Annotated in this window: 15 protein-coding genes; 5 read left to right on the top strand and 10 right to left on the bottom strand. The window is 61.5% G+C overall.

The window, feature by feature from the left end; genetic code table 11:
* A complete protein-coding gene (locus KBX19_RS00180; protein ID WP_255997005.1) occupies positions 1-480 on the bottom strand; it encodes a hypothetical protein in 480 nt (159 codons plus the stop codon).
* A 155-nt stretch (positions 481-635) separates the two neighbouring features.
* On the opposite strand from KBX19_RS00180, the gene KBX19_RS00175 reads away from it, so the two are divergent.
* Both KBX19_RS00175 and KBX19_RS00170 read left to right on the top strand, forming a co-directional pair.
* On the top strand, positions 636-1880 hold the full coding sequence (locus KBX19_RS00175) for an MFS transporter (protein WP_255997004.1): 1245 nt from the start codon (positions 636-638) through the stop codon (positions 1878-1880).
* Positions 1877-2872 carry a nucleoside hydrolase gene (locus tag KBX19_RS00170; RefSeq protein WP_255997003.1) on the top strand — a complete coding sequence of 332 codons (996 nt, stop codon included), beginning with the start codon at positions 1877-1879 and terminating at the stop codon, positions 2870-2872. Before KBX19_RS00175 ends, KBX19_RS00170 begins: the two co-directional genes overlap by 4 nt.
* On the opposite strand, the gene KBX19_RS00165 is transcribed toward KBX19_RS00170, so the two are convergent.
* The 6 genes from KBX19_RS00165 to KBX19_RS00140 form a co-directional block, all read right to left on the bottom strand.
* On the bottom strand, positions 2869-3924 hold the full coding sequence (locus tag KBX19_RS00165) for a ParA family protein (RefSeq protein ID WP_370686984.1): 1056 nt from the start codon (positions 3922-3924) through the stop codon (positions 2869-2871). The two genes, KBX19_RS00170 and KBX19_RS00165, sit on opposite strands and share 4 nt — an antisense overlap.
* Before the next feature lie 87 nt (positions 3925-4011).
* Positions 4012-6924 (bottom strand): DEAD/DEAH box helicase, encoded by a 2913-nt coding sequence (locus KBX19_RS00160; RefSeq protein WP_255997001.1) that lies wholly within the window; start codon positions 6922-6924, stop codon positions 4012-4014.
* Positions 6921-7334 (bottom strand): (deoxy)nucleoside triphosphate pyrophosphohydrolase, encoded by a 414-nt coding sequence (locus KBX19_RS00155; RefSeq protein ID WP_255997000.1) that lies wholly within the window; start codon positions 7332-7334, stop codon positions 6921-6923. The genes KBX19_RS00160 and KBX19_RS00155 overlap by 4 nt, the downstream gene beginning before the upstream one ends.
* Before the next feature lie 250 nt (positions 7335-7584).
* Positions 7585-8154, bottom strand: coding sequence for a hypothetical protein (locus tag KBX19_RS00150; protein WP_255996999.1), 570 nt, complete (start codon positions 8152-8154; stop codon positions 7585-7587).
* A gap of 4 nt (positions 8155-8158) precedes the next feature.
* Positions 8159-8644, bottom strand: a complete 486-nt coding sequence (locus KBX19_RS00145; protein ID WP_255996998.1) for a hypothetical protein — start codon at positions 8642-8644, stop codon at positions 8159-8161.
* 79 nt (positions 8645-8723) lie between these two features.
* On the bottom strand, positions 8724-9200 hold the full coding sequence (locus tag KBX19_RS00140; protein WP_255996997.1) for a carboxymuconolactone decarboxylase family protein: 477 nt from the start codon (positions 9198-9200) through the stop codon (positions 8724-8726).
* 123 nt (positions 9201-9323) lie between these two features.
* Between KBX19_RS00140 and KBX19_RS00135 the strand changes: the two genes are divergently transcribed.
* Complete coding sequence (locus KBX19_RS00135) at positions 9324-11369, top strand: DEAD/DEAH box helicase (RefSeq protein WP_255997145.1); 2046 nt, start codon at positions 9324-9326, stop codon at positions 11367-11369.
* 117 nt (positions 11370-11486) lie between these two features.
* On the opposite strand, the gene KBX19_RS00130 is transcribed toward KBX19_RS00135, so the two are convergent.
* From KBX19_RS00130 to putP, 3 genes are all read right to left on the bottom strand, one after another.
* The gene (locus KBX19_RS00130; RefSeq protein ID WP_255996996.1) at positions 11487-11969 is read right to left on the bottom strand and encodes a DUF2269 domain-containing protein; all 483 of its coding nucleotides are present in this window, start codon (positions 11967-11969) and stop codon (positions 11487-11489) included.
* Between the two features lie 6 nt (positions 11970-11975).
* Positions 11976-12617: a DUF1524 domain-containing protein gene (locus tag KBX19_RS00125; RefSeq protein ID WP_255996995.1), complete on the bottom strand. Its 642-nt coding sequence runs from the start codon at positions 12615-12617 to the stop codon at positions 11976-11978.
* Between the two features lie 190 nt (positions 12618-12807).
* Complete coding sequence (gene putP / locus KBX19_RS00120; RefSeq protein ID WP_255996994.1) at positions 12808-14406, bottom strand: sodium/proline symporter PutP; 1599 nt, start codon at positions 14404-14406, stop codon at positions 12808-12810.
* A gap of 121 nt (positions 14407-14527) precedes the next feature.
* On the opposite strand from putP, the gene KBX19_RS00115 reads away from it, so the two are divergent.
* Both KBX19_RS00115 and KBX19_RS00110 read left to right on the top strand, forming a co-directional pair.
* Positions 14528-17548 carry a DEAD/DEAH box helicase gene (locus KBX19_RS00115; protein ID WP_255996993.1) on the top strand — a complete coding sequence of 1007 codons (3021 nt, stop codon included), beginning with the start codon at positions 14528-14530 and terminating at the stop codon, positions 17546-17548.
* 3 nt (positions 17549-17551) lie between these two features.
* A complete protein-coding gene (locus KBX19_RS00110; RefSeq protein ID WP_255996992.1) occupies positions 17552-18400 on the top strand; it encodes a hypothetical protein in 849 nt (282 codons plus the stop codon).
* The last annotated feature ends 25 nt before the right edge of the window (positions 18401-18425 follow it).

Raw genomic sequence — 18425 nt, 5'->3', positions numbered from 1 at the left:
TTAGGCCGCCGCTAGGCCCTCGAACATGGAGGGCGGGGAGTAGACGGGGGCGAAGGTGCCGTCGACAAGCCAGACGAAGGTCGCGCCTGTGGGGGAGTAGACCTCGTGCACGGCGCCGGCCATGCTGGACGGAACCAGCGCGCGCACCCATGCCTCGGCGATGTCGCGGTCGACGGTGATGCCGCTGGCGTCAGTGAAGCGGACCTCAATGAGGTAGGCGGGGACATGGCGCTCGCCGAAGCCCTTGATGCGGGCGCGTGCCCGTGGGCCGACGCGGCGCCGGGTAATGGCCACGTTCAGTTGAGGCCCTCCGTCCATGCGGGGGAGAGTACGGGTCGGCGGCCGCCAGTCTGGGTTGGGGCGCGCCAGGGAACGTGGGTGATGAATGACCGCCTCAATGCGGTCGAGGGTCGGTGCGTGGCTGGAACGGATCTGGCGGGCGAGTTCTTGGCTGTAGGAGCTGTGGCTGATGTACGTCATGGCTCAGAATCTACGAAGTGGCCCAGACACTCCCTCATCGAGGTTCGAACACGCGTTCTGTAGTAAGCCGGAGTCCTGCACTTTCACGGGTTCATGTGGCGCAATATTCGGCCGAATCCCTAAATCTGTCCCGGCGCAGTAGGCTCAAACACGCCATGAGCACCCCGAACGATTCTGAACATTCTGTGCGCCCAGGAGCCGATGCCTCCCGCGATGCCGCGCTCCCCAAGATCCCCCAGGAGATTTGGGTTCTTGTCGCCGCAGCTTTCCTCATCGCGCTCGGGTATGGGCTCATTGCGCCGATCATCCCGCAGTTCGCGGTGAGCTTCGGCGTCTCGATGGCGGCTGCGGCTGCGGTCGTTTCGGTATTCTCTGGCGCCCGGTTGGTGGGGGCGCCGGGGGCGGGATGGCTCGTCGATAAGCTTGGCTCGCGCAAGGTGTACATCACAGGTCTCCTGATTGTGGCCGTGACCACCGCACTTGTGGCAGTGGCTCAGGAGTATTGGCACATGTTGGTGCTGCGGTTCCTTGCGGGGCTGGGCTCGACGATGTTTACAATCTCGGCGCAGGCGCTCATCGTGAAAGTGGCGCCGCCGCGAATTCGTGGGCGGGCGAGCTCGACCTATGCCACGGCGTTCCTGCTGGGCAACATCATCGGCCCGGTTGTTGGTGCAGGCTTGTCGTTTCTGGGTATGCGCTGGCCATTCGTCATTTACGGTGCTGCCGTTGCAGCCGCGGCGGTTGTCGTCTGGGTGCGTTTGCCCAAGCATGATCGGGACGTGGACCTCGCCGCGCGTCCGCCGATGCGCCTGGATGAGGCATTCGTCCACCCCAGTTACCGCGCGTTGCTCGCCTCCGCCTTTGCCAACGGCTGGGTGAACATGGGCGTGCGCGTGGCGGTCCTGCCGCTGTTCGCTGCCTCGGTTTTCCCGCATGGTGCGGCGGAGGCCGGTCTCGCGCTTGCGGCGTTCGCGCTGGGCAACGCCGTCACGTTGCAGTTCTCGGGCAAGCTTGCCGACGACATCGGCCGCAAACCCCTCATCCTTACCGGCCTTGCTGTCACCGCCTTGTCGACAGCCGTCATGGGTTTTGCGACGAGCTTCTGGCCGCTCATCGCGATCTCTGTCATCGCTGGTGTGGGCGGGGGACTGCTCGTGCCCAGCCAGCAGGCGAGCCTGGCGGACATCATCGGTAACGACCGCTCCGGCGGCAAGACTATGTCTGTCTTCCAGATGTGCATGGATGCCGGCCAGGTGATCGGGCCGATTCTGATCGGCGCGGCGGCCGGCGAGTTCGGATTCCCGGCAGCGTTCGGAATCTGCGGTGCCATCGCAGTACTGGCACAGGTCGTCTGGGCGGTCGTCGGCAAGGAAACGCATCCGGAGAAGGCTGACCAATGAGAATCATTCTCGACTGCGACCCGGGTATTGATGACACCTACGCGCTGATTCACCTCACCGCCGCCGCGCACACTAGTGAGCTGGAGTTGGAGTGCGTGACCACTACGGCCGGCAATGTCGAGGCCGACCAGTGCGCCCGCAACGCCGCTTGGATCCTCTCCCTGTGCAATGTCCCGTGGACTCCACTGGCCGCGGGCATCCCGGAGCCGCTTGGTTGGGAGTTGACCACCACGCCTGACACCCACGGCGACACTGGCCTGGGTTATGCGACTGCCCCTGAGCGTCACATCGAGAGCGACTGGGACATGCTCTGGATAGATGCGATCGAGCGCGGCACCGACGACCTCCATCTCATCGTCAGCGGGCCGATGACGAATCTCGCCGCCTTCGCACGCCTCCACCCGGAGCACTACAAAAAGCTCAAGCACATCACCGTCATGGGCGGCGCATTCAACTACCCGGGCAACACCACGCTCACCGCCGAATGGAACTTCTGGGTGGACCCGCACGCGGCCAAGGAGGTTTTCGATTCCGCGCCCGTGCCCATCACCGTCTGCCCGCTCAACGTCACCGAGCAGATGCTGCTTACGCCCTCTCGCTTGGACGACCTGGTGTCTGCGCTCAGCGGCTCACCACTCGCGGAGCATCTCGAGCCGATCACGCGGTTCTACTTCGAATTCCACGAGGACGTAGGGGAGGGCTACCAAGCCCAAATCCACGACCTGCTCACCGTCATGGTCGCGCTCGGCCAGGTCTCCAGCTCGGGCGAACTCGCCACAATCGACCTCGACCCCGACTCCGAGCTCTTCCGCGGCACCGCCGTAGCCGACGTGAAACGCATCTGGGAGCGCGAGCCCAACGCCCGCATCATCAGCAACGCGGACATCGACGCAGCATGGGCGCTTTTCGACGCTTCCTGCCGCATCCACTCACGCATCGCCAACGGCGACGCGGAACTGGATCGGCTGAGGCACCTCCGGGCGGAGGACTAAGGGTTGAGACGTTCGTAGACGGTGTCCGAGATGCTCTCAATCTTTTCCGAGTAACTGTCCCGTTGATTGCCCTGAGTACCCTTGATGCCGTCTAGGTATGCGAGTTCAGCGATGGGGGCGTGCCCGTCCTGAGCCGTGGCAGGCATGGAGTGCATGTGGGGTACGTGGCCGATCAGGTAGTTGTTTCCGTTTTGGCCCAAAGTCGACGCGATGAGTTTAGCTTCATCGGCGAACTTATCGCGGAAGCGCTCGAAAGCACCGACGAGTTGCTCTTTCCCATTTGCCTTCTTCTTGACGTATTCGAGGGTCGTGTACCCGAGATACTTCAGGTTGTGGTTGTGCTGCCCACCAAGCCGCAGATTGCGGGACTTCTTTTCGAAGCTCACTGAGAAGGACTTCCATGTCGCAATGTTGGCTTCGGACATCTCGGAGTATTCGGCAACCCATTCGTCGAACCAGCGCGCTAGATTGCCGAATGCGTGGTAGCTAAACAGATCGGTCGCCGTCGGGGTCACGAAGGCATCGCAACCGAGTAGAACGGTTCTGTTAAATGGGCCGAGACTTGGTCCGACGTCGAAGAATATGTAGTCGTATCGGTCTTCGTCCTCCATGTGCGTGACGAGCTGACCGGCCCAGTGGACACGTCGGAAAGCGGCTGTCTCTTTGCCTAGAGCCGTTTGCCAGGCGGCAGACATAACGTCCTCGATTTGCGAGAGCTGCGGGTGTCCAGCCATGACATCGACCTTGAATCGTTCCGAGCGGTACACAGGAACATCGGTCTCAATCTCCGGTTCGCCTTCACGCAAAGGAATGAAAAGCCCGTACACCGTTTTCAGAAGGGACTCCCGGCGCGCCGTTTCCGGATCATCGTGGCCATCGTAGATCTCTTGAGTCTGCTGCTCTGAAAGCATCAACTGGGTGGCATTGCACTGGGGGTCGCAGTCGACGTACAAAACACGCTTCCCACGCATGGCAAAGTTGTAGGCGACATTGGTGGACAACGTCGTTTTCCCGACTCCGCCTTTGTTATTGAAGAAGCTGAGCGTTTTGATCGCCGACATGAAAACCTCCCACCGGAAATAAATATGACCAGATTTAAAAGTATGTCGTGGCAGAAGAGATTTCCATGAAATACCGGATTAGTTGGGTGCTGCCACGGTCTTACGAGCGATAAGGCTGTCGAACAGGTCCGCGGGAATGGGCACACGGAGCTTTAAGTCCGAGGTGACCACATCCAACTTCTGTTTATCGTTGCCAATCATTGTGGTTTGCGCGGGATTCATCGCATCTACTTGACCCAAGTAATAGAAATCGGTGCCATCCGCATCTTCTCGCTTAGCAAAGAGGTGGAGATCAGCGTCGCCATTCAGGATGGGCTGTAGTTCTCTGCTCTTCAACGTGCGCTTATGCCGTGTAAACCAGTGAAGAGTAGATCTATCGATCAATGTGTCCTCGTACCTGACGCTGGCCGAAATGTTCGCGTCTTTGTGATAGGTGACAAATATCGGGCAGGTCATGGTCTCGGCATCGGTTTTGTACCCGTAGACGGTGGATTCCTGATTCTTGGACCAATTCAAGAGGCGACATGCGTCTTTGCGTGAGTATCGTTTGGCATGAATGAAATCATCTCCGCTTCGGTAGTGCTTCCGATTCAGAAACAATCCCGTTTCGACTATGTCGTCTACGTGATCACGGAAACTGATGGGCGACGGTTCCGGTGTTGACGCGTACGAGGAGTAGAGTTGCGAGAAATCTTCCCCGAGTACAAATTGATCACCGAGTCGAAGTGCGACGGGAAGGCCACCGTAGGTTGCTCGTTGCCGATCGGCGAACCACTCAAGGTTGAGGATTTTCTCGATAGCTTCCAAGCAGGCATCACTGTGATTGAGACCGCGACTGCGGAGTTGCAGCGCGAACTCCGCAACATCGACGGATCCCTCCCGACATAGTGCGCGCAAGAGAAGCAGTTCTTGAGGCCGCTTCCCGTTGAGTAGTTCGTTCGAGAGAAAGGTCAAGAAGGCATCCTCGGTGGTCGAGGGACCCTCATCGACGAACCGAAGGGAGTGCAGTAAAGACCAGTAGTTGCGGTATTTGCTCGCCAGAACATAAGGGGCAATAGACTCGTGCGTTTCGAAATCTACGAGCCTGGGTACTTTTCCCAGGCGGTGCTTGAGGTTTTGGATCGCTTCCTTGCACTTGCGTTTGTCTAGGAGGGTCACCTTCTGGAGAGACTCGAGTACTCGCTGAGTACTGACTTCATCGAAGCTAATAGTTGAAGAACCTGAGATGGGGTGCCGTCGGGTTCTGCGGATGACTTCTCGCACGGGATCTTTGCTGCTTGAACGGTCGCCTGACAGTGCAATCGGGATCAGATAATTGTTCGCATAGTTTCCGATGACATCGATGACGCGCAGGGTCTCTTTGTTTTCAGCTTTTCGCAAACCCCGGCCTAGCTGCTGTGTGAAGATGATGGACGATTGCGTGCTGCGGAGAAGAACCACAACGTTAACATCGGGAATGTCGATACCTTCGTTGAAGATGTCCACAGTGATGATGAAGTCGATCTGGTCGTTCTGAAGATCGAATACGGCTTGTTCTCGCTCATCGATTGTGTTCGCTCCGCTAAGAGCAACCGTTCGGAGCGGACGGCCATACAGTTCGTGTTCATTTAGCGCTTGCGAAAGCAAACGAGCTTCTTTATTCGAGCTACAGAAGATCAAGCCTTTTGTTCCGCTCGGGAAGCAGTAATTCTGCAAAGTCTCAACTACGTGGTCAACGCGTTCTTTAGAAACACGCTCATCCGCTGTTGAGTCATCCGTGATCGTGTACCCGGACATTGATTCGTAGTCCGAGACTCCGTAGTAGTCGAAGGGGACCAGCATTCGCGATTCGAGAGCGTCTCCGAGCCTGATCTCGAAGGGGACATTGTGATGAAAGAGCTCGAAAACGTTGAAACCGTCAGTTCGTTCCGGTGTAGCTGTTAGTCCGAGCAGAAAATCTGGACGGAAATGCTCGATGATTCGCTTGTAGGATTCGGCGCCGGAGCGGTGCACCTCATCGATGATCATGTATTCGAAGAGTTTGGGGGAAATGTCAGTCAGGTGCTCAAGCCGTGAGAGTGATTGCACGGTGGCAAAAACGAACCGCTTGTCTAGCTGCCGCTGTCGTCCAACGAAGAAGCCGATATCTTCTTCTGAGCAGCGGAACACTTTCTTAAACTCACGGGCGGCATTACGAAGAATCTGCTCGGTATGAGCGACGAAGAGAACACGCTTCGGGTCAAACCGCTGAGCAGCAAGCGCGGCAAGAATTGTCTTGCCGGTTCCTGTTGCAGAGATGATTAAGGCACGAGTTTCACCCGAATCGATAACCGTTTGGAGACGCTCCAAGGCTTCGGTCTGCATCTTGCTCGGCAGAATCTCGACGCCGCCAGCGCTTACCGAATGGGGCTGATCCGTCGCATCCGTAACGATGACGCGCTGTTGCCGCCTCTGTTCGTAGGACTGGATCCATTCCTCTGTGAGAAGGCCCGAAATCCTCACGTGGTGGTCGAGCGCTCGTTCCAATTGATCAGCAATGTCGCCGTCGCGGTGAGTAGAAAATTTCAAATTCCACTCACGGGTGCTCATGAGCGCGTTGCGGGTTAGGTTCGAGCTCCCGACGATGGCAGTTGCGTGGTCTCCGTGGCGGAAAACGTATCCCTTGGCATGGTGCGGAACTCCAGAAATGATCCGTGCTTCGATGTTGGGGAGTGCAAGCAGCTCTCGAAGTGCATCGGGATCATTGAAGTCCAAGTAGTCGGACACGATGATCGTACCTCGACCAGCGAAGTCAACGAGTGATTGCTTGATAGCGCCGAGTCCGCCGCTGCTGACGAAAGCAACGGAGAAGATGAAGCTCGAAGCGGTCAACAGTTCAGAACGCAAAGCGGCAAGCATCGAGTTGTCTGGCTCGTTGGCCACCAGAACTGGGTTTTCAACACGATCGGATTCTCTGCGGTGGTTAAGGTATCCGAATTCGGTGTCTGCGGTTAACCGTTCCAAATCGCTCATGCGGAACCGTAGGTCTTGATGATCAGATCCACCGCCGGAACATCCGCCGGCGCCCAGTCCAGGTCGGCCAGCTCATCGATGGGGACCCAACGGGAGTCGGTGTGCTCTGTGAGGGTGGGTTCGGCGTCGCCGGTGAGGGTGCAATGAAACGTCGATAAGCGGACGGTGCCGAAGTCGTACTTGTGGTTGGTGGTGGTGATGTGGGGGCCGACGGTGGCGTCGATAAGCAATTCTTCTTTGAGCTCGCGCGCGAGGGATTCTTCGGGGGTCTCACCGGGCTCGACTTTGCCGCCGGGGAACTCCCACTTGCCAGCGAGTGCTTTGCCTGGGCCGCGCTGGGCGGCGAAGACGGTGCCGTTACGAATGATCACGGCACCGGTGACTTCAATTGCGGGCTTGGATTCGGCCATGGATTCATCGTAATGGTTGACATAGCACACGTCTGGGAAAGCAGATAGCTATCAGTGCCAGATACATTGGAAGCAGACGAAAGGCGGGCAGCATGCAAAGAGCTGGGATAGCGCTTCTTGTTCCCGGACTGCTGACGATGATCGGCTCCGCAGTCGGTGCGGGCATCTTCATTTGCGTGGGAGTGAAACGCACGTATACCGACGCCCACTGCACCAGGGCTGCCGAACTAGCAGCTAGCTGGTCGTCTAGTTAAACAGGAAGTTCGCTGACCCGCTCCGGATCGACGGCGACGAACGCGACGCCCCTCGTATCTTCCGTGCCGCAGGCGGGGTAGTGGTTGGACTTAATGTCCTCATCACCCGGGATGAGGTAAGCGCTTCCGCTGCAACCCCATCCGTTGGGGGCGGTCCAGAACGCGCCGGAACCCTGCGGCGGCATACCGGACGGCGAGTCAGAGAAGTAGTCGGTGAAGACTTCCATTGCTTCCTCGCAGCTCAGATCGTCCTGCATGGCGACCACGCTCCTCTTAAGACCCATCACATTGATCACTTGGCCGCAGACTGTGCCGGCAACAGCGGTTTGCGTCTCCTTCCCGGAAGTCTCGTCGGCGGAAGTCTCGTTCTCGGAAGGCTCGTCAGACGTGGAGGGTTCTTCCTCGCTTGGGACGGTGTCGGAGGGTGAGGTGGGGGCGTCGTCAAGCGACGTGCCCTCGGAGCTTTGAACGATTGGTGGTTCCTTGATGGGCTCCTCGCGGCTGCACGCTGCGAGGGTGAGGGTGGAGGCGATGAGGAGTGCGGTGATGCGTCGTGAAGCTGTCATGGGATTACTCCGGCTGGGGCAACAACAGCACGCGGGTCTCGGCGTCCCAGCAGTTCACGGTGTACTCCTTGGCATCCTCGGGTTCGCCCTCGAGACGGGTGCCGCGGCCGCAGCGCCAGTCGTTGGAGACCTGCCAGATGTCCTTGGACTCCTCAACAGCCTCGGAGTCTTCGGAGGTGAACTCAGTGACTGCCTGCATTGCTTCTTCGCACCGCTCGCCACCCTGGATGGCGATCACGTTGTATGCCTCTCCGTTGTGGGTGGCCTCACCGCACATCGGGCCGACAGCCTCGCGGACCACGTCGGGGATAGGGCGCTCAGCGGCGGCAGCATCCGAGGCAGTGGCCTCACCGACGGTCTCCGTGGCCGTATTAGTCACAGTGGCCTGATCAGTGTCCTGTGCTGAGTCCGTGTCATCGGAGGAGCACCCTGTGAGTGCCACGGCGGAGATAGTGATGAGGGCGCCTATGCGCCACATGCGTGATCTCATGGCTTTAAAGATAGTGAACGCAGACAGCTGAAGTGGCCGAAGGGCAAGGATGGTTTTCAGTTAGGCCTCTATTGCTCGCCTATTCCTCGCCGAGATCGAATGCATCCACGTTCGCGAGGCTACGGGGATCCAACCGAGTGGTGATGCCGATCCGGTTCCACGCGTTGATAGTGACAATCGCCATGAGGAGATTGCGCGCGCCCTTCTCGCCGTGGTGCGCCTCAACGCGGTCCCACAGCTCGTCCGGCACCGACTCTTCGCCGTGGATCTGCGTCACAGCATCGGTCAATTCCAGGGCGGCCTGTTCCGGCTCAGTGAAAACGTCGCGGTGGTTCGTCCAGTCTTCAGTCTGGGAGACCTTAGCCTTAGACCACCCGTCTTTGCGTGCGTCACGACGGTGCATGGCCAGGCAGTAGACGCACTGATTGAGCGCAGACGCGCGGAGTTGGACAAGGTGGGAGAAATCTTTCTCAACCCGTGCCCGGACATAAGTTTCAAGGCCCAGCATGGGGGCGTAGGCGACTTTGGGGATGGGCTTTCTATTCCTGTCGGTCATGACACCACGCTACGCGCGAAGTAGTCGGCGGGGACTGTGCGCCCGGTGCGCTCGAACACGGTAAGCAAGCCAAAAGCGCAGCAAATAGCTATAGATCGCGTGTTCACGTAGGCTTTGGCAGTGATGAATACAGATGACTTCGCGGCCGAGGACCAGGCCGACACCGCCGGCGAGGTTGCCGGCACAGAGGCTGATACGCAGCCTGACACCCACAACACCCAGACTGAAGAGAACACCGAAACTCCGGCTGAGGCTCCGGCCGAGACCTCTGCTGAAAACTCCGAGCCGAACCAGGACGGCGAGAACGCCGAGACTTCCGAGGCCAAGCCCGACGGCTTCGACGGCCTTGGGCTCCCCGCACCTGTGCTCGACGCGATCAAGCGCGTCGGCTTCGAATCGCCGTCGCAGATCCAGGCTGAAACGATCCCGCTGTTGATGGACGGCCGCGACGTCGTCGGCCTAGCCCAAACCGGTACCGGTAAGACGGCGGCGTTTGCGCTGCCGATTCTGGCGCGGGTCGACACGTCGGCACGCTATCCGCAGGCCCTCATCCTCGCGCCGACGCGTGAGCTGGCGCTGCAGGTGTCGGACTCGTTCCAGTCCTTCGCGGACCACCTCGGTGGCATCTCCGTGCTGCCGATTTACGGTGGCCAGGCCTACGGCATTCAGCTGTCGGGGCTGCGCAGGGGCGCGCAGATCATCGTCGGCACGCCGGGCCGCGTGATCGACCACCTGGAGAAGGGGTCGCTGGACATTTCCAACCTGCGCTTCCTCGTGCTAGATGAGGCAGACGAGATGCTCAACATGGGCTTCCAGGAAGACGTGGAGCGCATTCTGGAGGACACCCCCGAAGACAAGCAGGTCGCGCTGTTCTCCGCGACGATGCCGAACGCGATCCGCCGCATCTCGCATGACTACTTGAACGACCCTGAAGAGGTCACAGTCAAGGCGAAGACCCGCACGAACACCAACATCACCCAGCGCTACCTGTTCACCGCGCACCGCAACAAGCTCGACGCGATCACGCGCGTGCTTGAGGTGACTGAGTTCGACGCGATGATCGTCTTCGTGCGCACCAAGCAGGAGACCGAGGAGATCGCCGAGAAGCTGCGAGCACGCGGGTTCTCCGCGGCTGCGATCAACGGCGACATCGCTCAGCAACAGCGCGAGCGTACCGTCGACATGCTTCGCGACGGGCGCTTGGACATCCTCGTGGCCACCGACGTCGCCGCGCGCGGCCTGGATGTGGAGCGAATCTCCCACGTGCTCAACTACGACATCCCGAACGACACGGAGAGCTACGTCCACCGCATCGGCCGCACCGGCCGTGCTGGACGCACCGGTGAAGCGCTGCTGTTCGTTACCCCGCGTGAGCGCCGCATGCTGCGTTCCATTGAGAAGGTCACCGGCGCGAAGATCGAGGAGATGGACCTGCCCACTGTGGATGAGGTCAATGTCTCCCGCATGAACAAGTTCGCCGACTCCATTACCGAGTCCCTCGAAAACGACCAAATGGAACTCTTCCGCGGACTCGTGCGCAGCTACTCGGTCGACCACGACGTGCCAATGGAGGACATCGCCGCCGCGCTTGCCGCACAGCAGCAGGGTGATGAGTTCCTGATGAAGGAGCCCCCGAAGGACAAGCGCGACCGCCGCGAGCGCGAGCGCTTCGACCGTGAGGATCGTCGCGACCGTGACCGCGGGGATCGTGGCCGCGGCCGGGACCGTGGCAACCGCGGGGGCAAGGGCCGGTTCCACAACGACGACGTCAACTTTGACACCTACCGCCTAGACGTGGGCAAGCGTCAGAATGTTCGCCCGGGTGCCATCGTCGGCGCGCTGGCGAATGAGGGCGGTCTGACCAACCGCGACTTCGGCCGCATCACCATCGGCGGCGACTTCACCCTCGTCGAGCTGCCGAAGAACATGGATAAGAGCGTGCTCGATCGCCTGTCCGACACCCGCATCTCCGGCCAGCTGATCAACATTCAGCGCGACACCGGCGCCCCGCCGCGCGACCGTGGTGACAGGGGCGGCCGCGGTGACAGGGGCGGCCGTGGTGGACGCGGCGGCTACCGCAAGCGTGACGACGACCGCGACCGCGGCCGGGGGCGCCGCGGCCACGGTGGCCGTGGCGGTGGCCGGGGCAAGCGCGACTGGCGCGACTAAGGTTGCGCGCCTGGGCATGAGAAAACCCAGCTACTGAGAGGCGAGGATTCGTCGAAAAGCGAATCTCTTGTTCTTGGTAGCTGGGTTTTGCGTTGGGTCTGTTGAGGGCTGGGGGCCTTAAGCCGGGGTCGGCAGGAACATCAGGACCAGGGTGATGAACCACAGCAGGTTGAAGATGCCTGCGCCGGCAGCTGCCTTGACGCGGGAGGACTCAAAGTCCGGGGTGACGTCGCGGGAGTCAGCCTCGGCCGGGTTGAGGGCGCCGAGGGAACCCATGATCTTGCGCTGCTGCGGGATCACCATGCCGAACAGGAAACCCCACGCCAGGACGGACAGCACGATCGCGGTGTGGAACCAGTAGTTAGAGCGGTAGGAATCCCAGTCGAAGGCCAGCACGGCAGCGCCGAGCAGCGGAACCAGCAGGGAGATCATGCCGTAGGTAGAAGAGATGCGGTGGTAGATGGAGGCGCGTCCAAGGGTCTCCTCGCCACCAGCCTGGGCCTTGGCGGCGGCGCCGGGGAACGCGGAGGTGGCTACCATGACCGGACCGATGAGAATGATCGCGGCGGCAACGTGCAGGAAAATGAGGAATGTGGTCATGGCACCTCACTCTACGGAATGCACAGGCATTTCTACATTTGACACGAGTCCCTGCAGGCCAGAACAGTGCCGGCGGATAGCACGTAGATCGGCGCGGGGGAGGGGAAGCTCGTAGCCGCGGGCAATTGCGGCGACGCGTTCCCCGTAGGCGCAACGCACGCGGCGGTTGTCAGGAACCCACTCACTGGGCAGCATGTCGGACTTCGCCTGGTTGGCCTTGGAGGATGTGACCACGAGGTTGATCGGGTCGTTGGCGAAGGCGACGCGCTTCTCCGCCGGCCACGCGTGCGCACCCATGTCCCAGGCGGCGCGCAGCGGGAAAATGTGGTCGACTTCTACGTCGGCCGGGTCCAGCGGGGCGCCGGTGTAGGGGTCTGTGAAAGGCACCGTATCGGACGGAGCCCACTGGCGGTAAGGGGTGCGGCATGAATCGACGTCCCACGCATCGGCCATGACGGCTTCACGGGTGGTGCACCCGGTGGGCTGCATACCCCAGTCGCCGAAGTCTGCGGCGCGGTCGTAGCCCAGGATGGTGGGGCGAGGGGAGGGGGTCGATGGGGCGTCGATAAGCGAACGCGGCGTGGGGAACGGAACGACGGCGACTGTGGCGGCGATGAGCACGGTGAGATAGAAGCGGAACCAAGGCATACCTTGTTGGACTGCGCGGCGGGGGCGATCGGTTCCGTGGGAGGCGCAGACGCCATGAACCTCTGCCTATGAACCGAGTAAAAGGCAGCGGCCGGGGGAGGCCACTCAGTTCATAGGCAGAGGTTCATGGACCAGGGGGGCTGGGGGCCTGGATGCCGGGGCGCGACCTTGTAACCCAGGGCCCGCTACATCACCGCGGCTCGTGGCCGGACATCGCGTTGTCAGTCCCACGCACCTGAGTGTCCTTCAACGCCTGGTCGAAGGGGACTTCCGGGTGCGCCATGGCGTATTCGGTGAGGGCGCCTGCGCGGTCGAACTCGGCCTCGGCGGCGGGGTCCGGCTTGGTGGCCAGGGAGACAATGACCATGGCCAGAGTGGCCAGGATGAAGCCCGGAACCATTTCGTAGATCAGGCCAGATGTGGCCGGAATGGAACCCCAGATGAACACGGTCAGCGCACCGACGATCATGCCGGCCATGGCACCCGGCGCGGTGAGACGGCGCCAGAACAGGGACGCAATGATGACCGGGCCGAATGCGGAACCGAAACCGGCCCACGCGAAGCCGACCAGTCCGAGGATGGTCTCGGACGGGTTGGCGGCCATGAGAATGGCCACCAAAGCGACGATGACCACCATGACGCGGGAGGCGATGAGCAAGGTGCGCTGGGGCAGTTCGCGTTTGGTGAAGCCGCGGAACAGGTCTTCGACAAGGGCGGAGGAGGTGACCAGTAGCTGGGACGACATGGTGGACATGATCGCGGCGAGGACAGCGGTGAGCACCAGGCCGGCGAACAGCGGGTGGAACAGCACGCGGGTCATGTCCAGGAAGATCGTCTCGAAGCCTTCGCGGTCGGTGACGGAGTGCTGCGTTTGGCCGAAGAAGGATGCGCCGATGATCGCGGTGAAAACGGCGCCGATGTAGCAGATGCCCACCCAGATCAGGCCAGAGTTGCGGCCTGATCGTGCCTCGTGCGGGCTGCGCAGCGCCATGAAGCGGGTGATGATGTGCGGCTGGCCCATGTAACCCAGACTCCACGCTAGGTTGCCGATGATGGCGGCCGCGGAGACACCGGTGAAAAAGTTGAAGTAGTCCGGGTTGCCGGTTTCCCACGGGCCGTAGGGGTTGTCCAGCGGGTAGGAGAAGATGCCGCCGGGGTTGTCGATGGCGAATAGGGCCATGACCGGCACGATGATCAGTGCTGCGAACATGACCAGGCCCTGGGCGACGTCGGTGTAGGACACGGCGAAGAATCCGCCGACGAAGGTGTAGATCACCGTGATGGCGCCGACGATGAGCATGCCGGTCATGTAGTCGCCGTCGAAGGTGGACTCGAAGTAACGCCCGCCGGCGACCATGCCGGAGGAGACGTAGAACGTGAAGAAGAAGATGATGATCACCGCGGCGATGACGCGCAGGGCGCGAGTTTGATCGTGTGTGCGGTTTTCAAAGAAGCTCGGCAGGGTGATCGAGTTGTTGGCCACTTCCGAGTAGGCGCGCAGGCGCGGAGCGACCCACTGCCAGTTGGCCCACGAACCGAGAAAGAGGCCGATGACGATCCACAGCTCGCTCATGCCGGAGACGAACAAGGCACCGGGCAGACCCATGAGCAGCCAGCCGGACATGTCGGATGCGCCTGCAGAAATACCGGCGACGAACGGCGGCAGGTCGCGGCCGCCGATGACGTAGTCGCCATACTGGGTGGTGCGGCGCCAACCGTAGTAACCGATGGCGAGCATCAGGCCGAGGTAGATCACCAAAGCGATGATCATCCACGTACTTTCAGTCATGTGCGCTCCTTGAATGAAGTTTCGCAGCGGATAAAAAGCTTGGAATAGGATAACACACAGCTGAGTGCCTGAACTTTTCGCGCCTGCTCTGTTGGTCGCCCAGGGTGGTAGAAAAGAGGTTATGCCTAAATTCCTCCTCCACGGCCTGTGGCTTCCCGCCTCAGGGCTCAACCTCTGGGTTGAGCGTGTGGAGGGGCACAAGATTCTCTTGCCTTCGCAGGTTCCGGAAGGCACGTTCCCCCAGGTTGTGGAGTCGCTTATCGACGACTCACGGTTCCGCCGCCGCGACCCGATCACTTTGCAAACACCGAAGGGCCGGCAGGTGCAATTGAAGGTGCCCACGGCTGCGTTCTCGCCCGAGGAGACGGTGCGGTTTTTGAGCCAGGTGGCCATGCTGGATGAGCCGACGCCGGCCGCGACGGCGGCCCAGCGCGCCTCGATTGCCCCGGATCTGTACTGGATCATCCGTCTCTACACCGGTCTGACCCGGTTCGTCCGCGCCGGGCGGGTGAGCATCCGCGTGCGTCCTGACGACGGCATGTGGTTCCCCGAGTGGAAGTTGGGCACCGGGTTAGAGGAGCGCGGCTGGCTGGCGAACATGATCGCCGCCGCCCCAGGCGTGATCACGGTGAACAACTTGAACGTCGCGGAGGACGTTTCCACGAACCTGGTGCACTGGATCGCCTCCGGCTTGTTGGAGCATGTGCGCGGCGAACAACGCGCCTACCCGTGGCACGACTTTTCCGACGCTCTGTTGAAGTCCTCCCCGCTGCGCCGGGGTGGGGCGAGCGTGTCCAAGCAGATTGCGCACTGGAACGGCTCGATCACTGCGGTGAACGTGCAGCTGGTGTTCATCGTTGAGGAACCGGCGGACCCGGAGTGTTTTGACGCCGCCATGATGGTTGACGGATTGGGCGGGGAACTAGACGGCGCGCCTGCCCCCGTGCAGTGGCCCGTGCGTGCTCAAGTCCGGTCCGGCACAGATGCGCCCCGGCCGATTCGGCTGGATGAGTTGGACATGTCCACCATGGCCAGCCTGCGCACCCAGCTGCGCAAGGCGGTCGACGTGACGCCTTTGCTCGACCCAGAGCTGCACCCGCGCCACCCGGAGACCCCGCGCACGCCTCAAGACGGTGACTGGGACAGCTACCTCAGCACCGACGAGATCATGAACTTGGTCGGCCAGACTGCCTACATTCTCGGCGGGCGCGGGATCAAGGTCATGCTGCCGCGGGCGTGGCAGCGGATGGAGACCACCGCGAAGCTCTCGGTGACAGAGCCTGCGGAATCAGAGCCGGGTGAAGTCAGCCGGTTCAGTTTCGACCAGCTAGTCGCTTACGACTGGAAGCTCTCGCTCGGCGACACAGAGCTCACCCCGGAGGAGATGTCCCAGCTGGTGTCCTCCAAATCCGGATTGATCCGTCTGCGGGGCCAGTGGGTGCTGGCGGACCAGGCGAGCCTGCGCAAGTCGCGCAAATACATTGAGTCCTTGACGGAAAAGGAGGTCGAAGACGGCCTCATTACTGCCGACGAACTGCGCCAGCTCGCCCTCGAGTCTGCTGCAGAGCAGGAGGCCGGCGGGCTGGAGATCGCCGGCGACGTTGATGCCCCGGGCTGGCTTCACGCGCTCGTCGGCGGCGCTGACCGCCCCGCACCGGAACGCCAGCCCATTCCGGACACCGTGCACGCGGAGCTGCGCGATTACCAGCGCCGTGGCGTGGACTGGCTGTACTTCATGTCGCGCAACAAGCTGGGGGCCGTGCTTGCCGACGACATGGGCCTCGGCAAAACCCTCCAACTGCTCAGCCTGCTCGCCGTCGAGGCGGACCAAGGCCGCAGGACTGGCCCGACTCTGGTGGTGGCTCCGACCTCTGTGGTGGGCAACTGGGCCAGGGAGGCAGAGCGCTTCGTGCCAGGCATGCGCGTCGGCGTTCACCACGGCTCTGGCCGCCTCAAAGGACAGGAGCTCGTGGACGCGATCGGTGAGCTCGACGTGCTGATCACCTCCTACGGCATTGCCGGGCGAGACTACAAGACGCTCGGCTCAGTCGAATGGGACCACGTTGTGCTCGATGAGGCGCAGGCGATTAAGAATACGGGGACGCAGGCGTCGAAAAGCGTGCGGGCGATTGGAGCGCGCCACCGCATTGCGCTGACCGGTACGCCGGTAGAGAACCGGCTGGCGGAACTGCGCAGCATCCTCGACTTTGTCAATCCCGGGATTCTGGGTTCGCAGGCGTTCTTCCGGAACCACTTCTCCAAAGTCATCGAGTCGCGCCGGGATGAAGCGCTGGCTGACAGTATGCAGGAGCGCCTGCAGCGGCTCACTGGGCCGTTCGTGCTGCGCAGACTGAAGACGGATCCGGCGATCATCGAGGATTTGCCGGAAAAGACCGAGCAAGTGGTCACCGTCGACATGACGCCGGAGCAAGCGGCGCTGTATACCGCGCTGGTCAACGCAATGCAGAAGGAGCTGGAAAGCCGCACCGGCATGGCGCGCAAGGGGTTGGTGCTGTCCACGATCATGCGGATCAAGCAGATCTGCAACCACCCGGCGCACTACCAGGCAGACGGCTCGCCGGTGACGGACAAGGGCAAGCACCGCTCCGGCAAAGTGGCCATGCTCATGGAGTTGCTCGACCAGGCGATTGAGACAGATCAGCGTGTGCTGGTGTTCACCCAATACAAGGCGTTCGGCGACATTCTCCAGCCGTACTTGAGCGACCGGCTGGGCCACGAGATCCCCTTCCTCCACGGGGGCTTGAGCAAGACGCAGCGCGACACGATGGTGGAGCGCTTCCAGGACCCGAACGGGCCGCGCGCGATGATCCTGTCTTTGCGTGCCGGCGGCACCGGCCTGAACCTCACCGCGGCGTCGATGGTGATCCACATGGACCGATGGTGGAACCCGGCCGTGGAGAACCAGGCGACCGACCGCGCCTACCGCATCGGGCAGAACCGGAACGTGCAGGTGTACAAGATGATCACCCGGGGAACCATGGAGGAATCGATCCAGGACATCTTGGACGGCAAGCTGAAACTCGCCGGCGCTGTCGTGGGCGAAGGCGAAGGCTGGATCACCGAGCTGGGTACCGAAGAGCTGGCCACGTTGATGAGTTACCGCACAGCAGGGGAGGACTAAACCATGGCGCACCCGCAAGAAGGAAACGTCACCTGGGTCAACTTCGCGCAGCGCAAAAAGGTGACCAGTGCGGAAGAAGCGCGCAGCGAACAGGCTGAAGCCGGTGCTGAGACCGTCGAGGTGCCGTTCAAGCGCACCGCGCGTTCGCTGCGGCTCAACCCTGCCGCGGAGATCATTCTGCAGGCCGCTCAGCGCGGTGCCGACCAGGGGCGCTACGGCCGCGGCCGCAAGTACGCCGATGAGGGCAATGTCATCGAAGTCCGGACTGAGATCGGCCGCTTCACCGGCTCTGTCGCCGGCAGCCAAAACGAGCCGTTCACGACGATGATCTTGCTGCCGTACCGCGATGCGGACGCGATCCAACAAGCCCTGGAACTCATGGCGCACAATGCCAACGCGCTCAAGGCCGCCCGCACGGGACGCTTCCATAAAGAGCTGCTTAACGCCCTTGTTGCTGGAGACGGGGAGAAGATCCGCTTCCGCTGCGACTGCCCGGATAATTACGACGTGTGCAAGCACGGGGTTGCGGTGGCCATCAAAGCCGCGGAGCTTATCGACGCCGACCCCACCCTGATCTTCCGCCTGCGCAACCTCGACTTGAACACCTTGGAGCAGCAACTGCGCACCACAGCTGGCGAGCGGGCAAAGCAATCTGCGGCTGAAGGCTCGGAGCAATTCTGGACGGGCCACGAGTTGCCGGATCTGCCGCAGCCGAAGACTGCCCCGATGATCGAGGATTCGGACTTGGATCTGCTGCACAAGGCGATGCAGACGATCTCCTTCACCAACATCGACCAGTTGCGGGCGGTGTCTGATCTGGAGGATCTGTACGACGAGCTGACGCGCAGGTGAACGCCCCGCTCGCCAGTGCGTCCGA

This window comes from Corynebacterium sp. CCUG 71335, from assembly GCF_024454075.1.
GTDB lineage: Bacteria > Actinomycetota > Actinomycetes > Mycobacteriales > Mycobacteriaceae > Corynebacterium > Corynebacterium genitalium.
Note: the sequence above shows the minus strand (reverse complement) of the source record. Positions and strands in the feature narration are given on the sequence as shown.

What these genes read in the sequence shown, in the direction of transcription:
- KBX19_RS00180 (WP_255997005.1), bottom strand. Translation starts at nt 480, where the DNA reads ATGACGTACATCAGCCACAGCTCCTACAGCCAAGAACTCGCCCGCCAG.
- putP (WP_255996994.1), bottom strand. Translation starts at nt 14,406, where the DNA reads ATGACTGAAAGTACGTGGATGATCATCGCTTTGGTGATCTACCTCGGC.
- KBX19_RS00135 (WP_255997145.1), top strand. Translation starts at nt 9,324, where the DNA reads ATGAATACAGATGACTTCGCGGCCGAGGACCAGGCCGACACCGCCGGC.
- KBX19_RS00160 (WP_255997001.1), bottom strand. Translation starts at nt 6,924, where the DNA reads ATGAGCGATTTGGAACGGTTAACCGCAGACACCGAATTCGGATACCTT.
- KBX19_RS00150 (WP_255996999.1), bottom strand. Translation starts at nt 8,154, where the DNA reads ATGACAGCTTCACGACGCATCACCGCACTCCTCATCGCCTCCACCCTC.
- KBX19_RS00140 (WP_255996997.1), bottom strand. Translation starts at nt 9,200, where the DNA reads ATGACCGACAGGAATAGAAAGCCCATCCCCAAAGTCGCCTACGCCCCC.
- KBX19_RS00175 (WP_255997004.1), top strand. Translation starts at nt 636, where the DNA reads ATGAGCACCCCGAACGATTCTGAACATTCTGTGCGCCCAGGAGCCGAT.
- KBX19_RS00145 (WP_255996998.1), bottom strand. Translation starts at nt 8,644, where the DNA reads ATGAGATCACGCATGTGGCGCATAGGCGCCCTCATCACTATCTCCGCC.
- KBX19_RS00170 (WP_255997003.1), top strand. Translation starts at nt 1,877, where the DNA reads ATGAGAATCATTCTCGACTGCGACCCGGGTATTGATGACACCTACGCG.
- KBX19_RS00110 (WP_255996992.1), top strand. Translation starts at nt 17,552, where the DNA reads ATGGCGCACCCGCAAGAAGGAAACGTCACCTGGGTCAACTTCGCGCAG.
- KBX19_RS00115 (WP_255996993.1), top strand. Translation starts at nt 14,528, where the DNA reads ATGCCTAAATTCCTCCTCCACGGCCTGTGGCTTCCCGCCTCAGGGCTC.
- KBX19_RS00130 (WP_255996996.1), bottom strand. Translation starts at nt 11,969, where the DNA reads ATGACCACATTCCTCATTTTCCTGCACGTTGCCGCCGCGATCATTCTC.
- KBX19_RS00125 (WP_255996995.1), bottom strand. Translation starts at nt 12,617, where the DNA reads ATGCCTTGGTTCCGCTTCTATCTCACCGTGCTCATCGCCGCCACAGTC.
- KBX19_RS00155 (WP_255997000.1), bottom strand. Translation starts at nt 7,334, where the DNA reads ATGGCCGAATCCAAGCCCGCAATTGAAGTCACCGGTGCCGTGATCATT.